The sequence below is a fragment of the Centipeda sp. (in: firmicutes) genome (assembly GCF_057271695.1).
This window is the reverse complement of the sequence record NZ_DBHIVL010000098.1, coordinates 1-7,786: the sequence shown is the minus strand read 5'-3', so window position 1 is coordinate 7,786 and position 7,786 is coordinate 1. Positions and strand designations below refer to the sequence as shown.

8 protein-coding genes are annotated in these 7,786 nt (G+C 59.5%); 7 read left to right on the top strand and 1 reads right to left on the bottom strand.

The genetic code is table 11. From position 1 onward, the window contains the following. The 7 genes from ACO6BQ_RS11440 to ACO6BQ_RS11410 all read left to right on the top strand — a co-directional run. The coding region (locus tag ACO6BQ_RS11440; RefSeq protein ID WP_489121059.1) for a secretion protein HlyD at positions 1–116 on the top strand (116 nt) is incomplete at its 5' end. Between the two features lie 357 nt (positions 117–473). Next, positions 474–686 carry a preprotein translocase subunit SecG gene (gene secG, locus ACO6BQ_RS11435; RefSeq protein WP_006693319.1) on the top strand — a complete coding sequence of 71 codons (213 nt, stop codon included), beginning with the start codon at positions 474–476 and terminating at the stop codon, positions 684–686. An 81-nt stretch (positions 687–767) separates the two neighbouring features. Beyond that, positions 768–1,520, top strand: a complete 753-nt coding sequence (locus ACO6BQ_RS11430; RefSeq protein ID WP_489121056.1) for an alpha/beta hydrolase — start codon at positions 768–770, stop codon at positions 1,518–1,520. 21 nt (positions 1,521–1,541) lie between these two features. Then, positions 1,542–4,256 carry a ribonuclease R gene (gene rnr, locus ACO6BQ_RS11425; protein ID WP_489121054.1) on the top strand — a complete coding sequence of 905 codons (2,715 nt, stop codon included), beginning with the start codon at positions 1,542–1,544 and terminating at the stop codon, positions 4,254–4,256. A gap of 9 nt (positions 4,257–4,265) precedes the next feature. Beyond that, positions 4,266–4,739, top strand: a complete 474-nt coding sequence (gene smpB / locus ACO6BQ_RS11420; RefSeq protein WP_489121052.1) for an SsrA-binding protein SmpB — start codon at positions 4,266–4,268, stop codon at positions 4,737–4,739. A 12-nt stretch (positions 4,740–4,751) separates the two neighbouring features. After that, on the top strand, positions 4,752–6,107 hold the full coding sequence (locus tag ACO6BQ_RS11415; protein ID WP_489121051.1) for an amino acid permease: 1,356 nt from the start codon (positions 4,752–4,754) through the stop codon (positions 6,105–6,107). Between the two features lie 126 nt (positions 6,108–6,233). Beyond that, positions 6,234–6,905, top strand: a complete 672-nt coding sequence (locus ACO6BQ_RS11410) for a zinc ribbon domain-containing protein (RefSeq protein ID WP_489121050.1) — start codon at positions 6,234–6,236, stop codon at positions 6,903–6,905. An 81-nt stretch (positions 6,906–6,986) separates the two neighbouring features. Here ACO6BQ_RS11410 and ACO6BQ_RS11405 read toward each other — a convergent pair. Then, a partial coding sequence (locus ACO6BQ_RS11405; RefSeq protein ID WP_489121048.1) for a Na+/H+ antiporter NhaC family protein occupies positions 6,987–7,786 on the bottom strand: 800 nt, incomplete at its 5' end.

Sequence of the window (7,786 nt, the reverse complement as noted above, 5' to 3'; positions counted from 1 at the left end):
CGAACAAGGAGGCAAACCGGACGCATAGCCAAAGCTATGTGGAGGATTTGCAGGCATTGTGCGGGCAAAAAAGATGCGTCAAGATGGCGGTGCTGAATTTATCAGTGTTTCCTTAAGAAGTCCGGCGGTATTTGAGCGGACAAGCCACGAACGTCTGTGCAACGAAGTGTTTGCGCAGAGCGCGTAGGTCTGTGACATTTGACGTAGAGCCGGCAATTAAATTTTCTTGCCTCCTCATGGAGGTATGTGCTATGATAACAGAATATCGCTTGCAATGGGGGGCGTGTTGATAAATTTTACCGCATCATCTTGGCACATCTTTTTCACTTTGTCATTGTCGATGAATTCTCCACATAGTCTTGCTGTGCGGCCTCCTCGACAGGAAAATCTGTACCAACGTGACGGATTCATTTATCAGAGATTCCTTGGCTTATATTGGAGAAGGAAGGGGCTTTTTCTTGCTCACACTTTTAATGGTACTTGATGCAATTGTCGCGATCATTCTCATCGCATCCGTGCTCGGGCAGGAGGCGAAGTCCGCCGGCATGGGTGGTCTGGACGGCGGCGGAGATACGGTGTTCTCGGGCAAGGCGCGCGGGATGGATGCGCTGCTCGCACGCGTGACCATCGTATTTGCAATTCTGTTCGGGGTTATTACGATCGTGATTGCACGGATGTCGAGCTGATTGGTCGAACCGTAGAAATCCCTGCTGCCGCTGCGGTGGCGCAGGGGTTTTTTAGAATATGACGGAAAAGGAGGAGTTGTCATGCACCTTGAGGGAGCGAAGCCGTTTTTTTTGCCGGGAGGCGCGCATGGTGTCCTCCTCATTCACGGATTTACGGGACTGCCCGAAGAGCTGCGTCTGATGGGCGAGTATCTGAACGAGCGCGGCTTTACCGTCCTCGCAATACGGCTTGCGGGGCATGGGACGACGGTCGAGGACCTGAGCCGCATGGAGCACGAGGACTGGATGGACTCCGTGCGCGACGGGTATGCTATTCTCAGTGACGTATGTGAGCGCATCTCTGTGGTAGGGCACTCGATGGGGGCGATCTTTGCCCTGCTGCTCTCCATGGAGACAGAGCTTGCCCATGTTGTCAGCCTTGGTGCGCCGATCATGATTGCCCCCGAGCAGGGGATCGAGCACCTTCCGACGCGCGAGGCGTGCATCGACCGCTATGTGCCGAAGGCGCGCCGCAAGCTCCGCGATGTGCCGCGCGGTGCGAACAACACCTATCGGCGGATGCCGCTTGTCTCCATTCACGAGATGATGGATGTCATTGCAATTCTCTGCGGGGAGATTGCGCGGGTTGCTGCACCGATCCTGATCGTGCACGGGGAGCGCGACCACACGGCGGATCCAAAGAGCGCGGACTATCTCTATGACAACGTCCGCAGCGTGCGTCGTCAGAAGTTCATCCTGCCCGATGCGGGGCATCTGCTGCCGCTCGATTTGGGGGTCAGAGAGCGCGTCTTTGCGCGTACTGCGGAATTTCTTACGGAGAACGCAGAATCATAGGAACGGAAAAAAGAGGGAATTATGGAACAGGAACAATTAGATACGCTCAAGGAACGTGTGCACGCTTATATGCGGGAGGACGCCTATCGCCCGCTGCCGGAGGGGGAGGTGCGTACGGGACTTGGTATGTCCGAGGCGGATGCGCCTCTGCTTTCGTCTGCGCTTGCAGCACTCGAGGCGGAGGGGGCGATCATCCGTAACCGCAGCGGTCTTTATGGGCTGCCGAGCCGCATGAATCTCGTGGTCGGTCGACTCTCCATGTCGCCGAAGGGGTTCGGCTTCATCATCCCCGACGTGCGTGCGACAGAGGACGAGTCGGATGTCTTCGTGCCCGGCTCCATGCTTGCGACAGCCATGCACGGCGACCGCGTGGTCGCGCGTGTTACGCCGTCCGAACAGGCAGGACGCGCGAGAGAGGGCGAGATCATCCGCATTCTTGAGCGTGCGAATACGCACATCGTCGGCACGTTCGAGCGCAGCAAGGCGTTCGGCTTTGTCACGCCCGACAGCGCGAAGATCGGGCGCGACATCTTCATTTTGAAAAAGGATTTTGGCGGCGCAAAGACGGGCAGCAAGGTCGTTGTCGAGATTACGAAATGGCCGGAGGAACGCCGCAGTGCGGAGGGGCGCGTTGTCGAGGTGCTCGGCAAGACGGGTGATCCCGGCGTAGACGTGCTCGCTGTCATGCGTGCGTACAATCTGGATGAGCAGTTCCCGCCCGCCGTGGCGGCAGCCGCTGCGCACTGTCCTGAGAATCCGCTGCCCGAAGAGTATGCGGGACGGCGTGACCGCCGCGACTTCCCCATTGTCACGATTGACGGCGAGGATACGAAGGATATCGACGACGGCATCTATGCGTATGAGAAGGACGGCGGCTTCTTCCTCGGTGTCTACATTGCCGATGTCAGCCACTACGTTCGTGCGGGCGAGCCGCTGGACGTGGAGGCAGCGCAGCGCGGTACGAGTGTCTACCTCGTCGACCGCGTGATTCCGATGCTGCCGCGTGAACTCTCGAACGGCATTTGCAGCCTCAACGAGGGCGTTGACCGCCTCTCGATGGCGTGCGAGATGGAGATCGGCGCGGACGGCGAGGTGCGGAGCTACGAGATCGTGCCGTGCGTCATTCACGTTGCACGCCGTCTCACCTATACACTCGTGAACAAGGTGCTTGCGGGCGAGGAGCCGTTTGTCTCGGACAACGAGGACATCCGTCCGATGCTCGAGACTCTGCGCCGTCTGCGTGAGGCTCTGCGTGCAAAGCGGCATCGCCGCGGGTCGATTGACTTCGAGCTGCCCGAGATCAAGGTGAAGCTCGATGCGGAGGGACACCCTGTCGCACTCGTAAAGCGCACGGGCTCGATCGGTGAGTCCATCATCGAGGAGTGCATGCTCGTTGCGAACGAGACGGTTGCGCGGCACATGGAGCTGAAAGAAGAGCCGTTCGTCTACCGCGTGCACGAAACACCGAACAGTGAGAAGATCGAGCACTTCCAAAGTCTCCTCACGGCACTTGGTCTGCGCCTGAACGTGGGCGAGGACGGCAAGGTTCAGCCGCGCGACATACAGGCGGTGCTCGACCGTGTGAAGGGCGCACCCGAGGAGCGCATCATCGGTGCGGTTGCCCTGCGCTCCATGCAGCAGGCACGCTACTCGACGCAGAGCCTTGGACATTTCGGGCTTGCCGCACGCTACTATACGCATTTCACCTCACCCATCCGACGCTATCCCGATCTCCTTGTGCATCGTCTCCTGCGCGAGACCTTTGCCACGGGGCACATCCCCGCAGAGAAGCGCGAGCGGCTGCGTGCCATGCTGCCCGATGCGGCGGAGCACTCCTCCGCGCGCGAGCGCATCGCCATCGAGGCGGAGCGTGAGACCACGGACATGAAGAAGATCGAGTACATGGCACAGTTCGTCGGCGAGACCTTCGAGGGGGTCATCAGCGGCGTCACGGCGTTCGGTGTCTTCGTCGAGCTTGAGAACGGCGTCGAGGGGCTCGTACACGTCTCGACGATGGTAAACGACTACTACGCGTATATCGAGGAGCAGTATGCGATGGTCGGCGAGCGTACGGGCACGCGCTACCGCCTCGGCGACCGTGTGACCATCATCATCACGCGTGCCGACGTACAGGCACGCACGCTCGACTTCGTGCTGAAGGACAACGGCATCTATGAGTCGAACATAATGAAAACGGCGAAAACACCCGCAAAACCCAAGGCATCTGAGGAGAAAAGTCCATCCTCGGGCAAGCGCAGCCGCCGTTCGCGGAAAAAGAAGGGCGAGAAGAGGGCAGAGCCCATCATCGCCGATGTTGAGGCGACACCCGCCGAGCGGCGCAAGAAAACGCGCGGTGCACACGGCTCGCACGGAAAGCGCGTGCAGGAGGGGGAGCGTGCGGCGCACAAGGCTGCGGCGAGCGTCCCCGCAAAACCGCGTGCCGCAGCACCCAAGGCAGACGGCGGGCGCGGACAGCGTCCCGCGCGTGCAGCGCAGGGGGGCGACCGTCGCGACCGTGGGCGCAGCAGAGGAAATGACCGCTATGGTGAGGAGCGCGGTCCGCGCGACTACCACCGTGTCAAGGTGACGGGGCTCAACAGTGCCGTCTGGCCGGATCCGCCGGGCTACCGTGTGCCGCGTCCGGAGGCAGAGAGCACTGAGAAGCCGCGCCGTGCACCACGTCCTACGCGCCGCATGAACCGTAAGACCGAGGGCGGAACGGGGAACGCCGAGTGAGGAATTGCGATGGGAAAGAAGAACGAAAGCATCAAGATCGCCTGTGAGAACCGCAAGGCACGGCATGATTATTTCATCCATGAGACCTATGAGGCGGGCATGGAGCTCGTCGGGACGGAGGTCAAGTCCCTGCGTGCGGGCAAGGCAAATCTGCGCGACAGCTATGCCTACATCAAGAACGGCGAGGTATTCCTCGACCATATGCACATCAGCCCCTACGAACAGGGCAACCAGTTCAACCACGACCCGCTGCGCGTGCGACGTCTCCTCATGCACAAGGCGGAGATTCTGAAGCTCTTCGGCAAGACGCGTGAGAAGGGCATGACCCTCGTCCCGCTCAAGGTCTACTTCAAGCGCGGACGGGCAAAGCTCGAACTGGCACTCGCCAGTGGCAAGCACAACTATGACAAGCGTCAGTCACTCAAGGCAAAGGACGCGAAGCGCGAGATGGAGCAGGCACTCAAGGACCGTCAGCGCGGATAGATCGGAGGATTTATGCAGGAAAAGGAAGCATCGCCCGCACTCAGACGCGGGCTCAAGAACAGACATCTCCAGATGATCGCGCTCGGCGGAGCGATTGGGACAGGGCTTTTCTACGGCTCGGCATCGACCATCGCACTCGCAGGACCTGCGGTCATGCTCGCCTACCTTCTCGGCGGCATCATGATCTTCTTCATCATGCGAATGCTCGGCGAGATGGCGGTCGATGAGCCGGTCTCCGGCTCGTTCAGTCACTACGCGGGCAAATACTGGGGCGACTTTCCGGGCTTCCTCTCCGGCTGGAACTACTGGTTCAACTACATCATTGTCTCCATGGCGGAGCTTGCGGCGGTCGGCATCTATATGAACTTCTGGCTGCCCGATCTCCCGCAGTGGCTCTCCGCACTCATCTGCCTTGCCGTCATCACCGCGCTCAACCTCACGAATGTCCGCGCATACGGCGAGATGGAGTTTTGGATGGCACTCGTCAAGATCACGGCGATTGTCCTCATGATCGTTCTCGGCGGCTGGCTGCTCGTCACGGGCGCACCGTTCCCCGCGAACGTCAGCAACCTCTGGACGCATGGAGGATTCCTGCCAAATGGCTGGTGGGGCTTCTTCCTCGGCACTGCCGTCGTCATGTTTTCGTTCGGCGGCATCGAACTCATCGGCATCACGGCGGGCGAGGCGGAGGATCCTGACCGTACGATTCCGCAGGCGATCAACCAGGTCATCTGGCGCATTCTGATCTTCTACGTCGGGACGATGGCGGTGCTGATGGCACTCTGGCCGTGGAACGAGGTCGGCATGGCGGCGAGCCCCTTCGTGCAGATCTTCCAAAACATCGGTATCCCCGCTGCCGCGCACATTTTGAACTTCGTCGTGCTCACGGCGGCGATCTCCGTCTACAACTCTGCCATCTACAGCAACAGCCGTATGCTCTACGGTCTGGCACAGCGCGGGGATGCACCGCCGGTGCTCAAAAGTCTTTCGACGCGCGGTGTGCCTGTGCTCGGTATTCTGATTTCCTCAGGCATCACGCTCATCGTCGTGTTCCTGAACTACTTCTTTCCGGGCGACGCGTTCCTCTATCTCATCTCGATCGCAATCTGCGCCGCTGTCATCAGCTGGACGACCATCGTTGTGACGCATCTGAAGTTTCGGCGGAAGATGGAGCGCGAGGGCGCACACATCAAATTCCGCGCACCGTTTTACCCGTGGATCAACTACGTCTGTCTCCTATTCCTCGCGGGCGTTGTCTTCATGATGGCGCAGCTCCCGGGAATGCAGCTCGCCGTACTGATTCTGCCCGCATGGCTGCTTGCACTGTGGATCGGCTATCGCTCGAAACAGCGGCGGGAAAAAGAATAATCACGATGCAAAGGGCTGCCCGGCTTGCGGGCAGCCCTTGTTATGTATACCGATGTTTCCATTAGACAAAAAGAATCGTTTGTGTTATCATGTATAATAAAATTTTAACAGTAAGGAGGAATTGATGTGATTTGCAATGAATGTGGGGCGAAAATAGAGGGACTTACACGTATTTGTCCGCATTGCGGACAGCGTGCCCTCGTTGATGACGAGCTTGAGACGTGGAGCTTTATTGCGGACGGATCGGAAAAGCACAAGCGGGAAATGCCCGCTGAGATTGCGCTGAACGATCCTGCGCCGATTCCGACCGAGCGTACGGCACAGATTGATGGATTGGAACGTCTCAAGGAATATTTCGTCCAGCACAGCAACCTCTATCAGGTCGTTGAGGATCTGGACTGTATCGAGGCAGGGATGAGCCGTCCGTCCCTTGCTCTCTGGATGCTCGTCGGCGGACTCGTCGCCGCACTCGTCTACCTCCCCCTTTCGCCGTTCCTGCCGCATTTTGTATGGGCATATTATTTCGTCCTCTGGGGCGTGGTGACTACCGTCGGTTATCTGCGTGCGGGACGCCGTTACGAGCGGCGCAGGAGAGAGTATGAACTGCTGCGCCGTCACGCTGAGAACGATCTGCGCGCCATGTATAACCGCTGTGCGGACTGCTTCCTGCCGCTCGCGTGGACGCCGCCGCCGCGCATCAACCGCATCATCGACGCACTCCAATCGGGAGAGTTCGCCACCGTCGGTGAGTACATGCTGAAGAACGAGCCCGGCTCGGGGAAAAGACATGCGGCATGAGCGTTTCACACATAACATAAAGCCTCTCGCAGGAGCATTTCACTCCCGCGAGAGGCTTTTGACGTATTGTCAAGTGATATTTTACGTCTCCGCTGAGCTCACGCGCGAGGAGAGGACAAGCATGAATACGACGAGGGCAGTGATGCCGACGCCAAGACCGATGTAGCCGCTCCCGGTGAGGCCGTCGGCGATGTAGCCGAGGAGGGAGCAGGAGGCGACGACGGCGACGTAGGGCAGCTGTGTCGCAACATGGTCGAGGTGGTGACACTGTGCGCCCGCCGAGGCGAGAATGGTGGTATCGGAGATGGGGGAGGCGTGGTCGCCGGCAACGGCACCTGAGAGGATGGCGGCAACGGAGACGACGAGGATGTCAGGTGCACTCTGTCCGAGGACGGCAATCGCAATCGGGATGAGGATGCCGAACGTACCCCAGCTCGTGCCTGTCGCGAAGGCAAGTCCTGCCGCGACGAGGAAGAAGAGCGGCGGCAGGAACATGACAACGCCCGCATTTGCCTGCACGACAGAGCCGACGAAACCGCCGAGGTCGAGGTATTCCTTGCTGCAGATCCCCGAGAGCGTCCACGCGAGGCAGAGAATGAAGATGGCAGGGGTCATCGCCTTGAATCCCCAGCCGAAGCTGTCACAGAATACGTTGAACGAGACGACACGACGCGGCAGATAGAGCAGTCCCGTAAAGACGAAGGCAATGAACGAGCCGAGCACGAGCGATTTCGACGAGTCACAGTTGGCGAAGGACTCGGCGATGCTGTTGCCGTCGTGGATGCCGCCCGTATAGAGCATTCCGTAGATACACGCGCCGATGAGCACGAGGAGGGGCAGCATGAGATCGATCATCTTGCCGCGACCCTCACTCGCCGCGC